Raw genomic sequence first — 708 nt, forward strand, 5'->3', positions numbered from 1 at the left:
AGTAACGTCGGAAACGTTGAAGTCACCGCGGATCCAAGTGGACAAATCAGGACCGATAACAGGGATGGCGGAGAACAGGTTAATAATTACCTGCGCACCCCAGAAGGACATTTGCCCCCAAGGCAACAGGTAACCCATAAAGGCTTCTGCCATCAATGCCAAGAAAATCAGAGAACCGAAAATCCACACCAATTCACGAGGTTTTTTGTACGAACCGTAAATCAAACCACGGAACATGTGCAGATAAACGACGATGAAGAAGAAAGATGCGCCGGTGGAGTGCATGTAGCGGATAATCCAGCCGCCGGACACGTCGCGCATGATGTATTCTACTGCAGTAAAGGCAGCAGGCAGATGGTAGGCGTTAAGGTTGCCGTCCGGTTTGTAGTTCATGGTCAGGAAAATACCGCTGACGATTTGAATTACAAGGACGAGCAGGGCCAAAGAGCCGAAGTAATACCAGAAGTTGAAGTTCTTCGGCGCATAGTATTGAGCCAAATGCTCATTCCACATTTTAGACAGAGGGAAGCGATCGTCCATCCAGCCTAACAATGCTTTTGCTTTGCTATTGGTTTGGTTTGCCATAATTATCGTTCCTTATTTTTAGTCTTCGCCCACCAAAACAGTCGTATCGCTCAGATATTTGTAAGGCGGTACAACCAAGTTGGTCGGTGCAGGAACACCTTTGTATACTCGGCCTGCAATGTC

1 protein-coding gene and 1 pseudogene are annotated in these 708 nt (G+C 47.5%); both read right to left on the reverse strand.

The genetic code is table 11. The annotated features are described in order from the left end of the window. Positions 1-585 (reverse strand): cytochrome b (locus ACTHSP_RS21165; protein ID WP_440346902.1); only part of this gene is annotated, 585 nt, incomplete at its 3' end. Positions 586-603: 18 nt separating this feature from the next. Continuing rightward, positions 604-708, reverse strand: a pseudogene (locus ACTHSP_RS21170) (ubiquinol-cytochrome c reductase iron-sulfur subunit); the annotation flags it as partial.

It is taken from the genome of Neisseria sp. P0001.S005 (assembly GCF_051963715.1).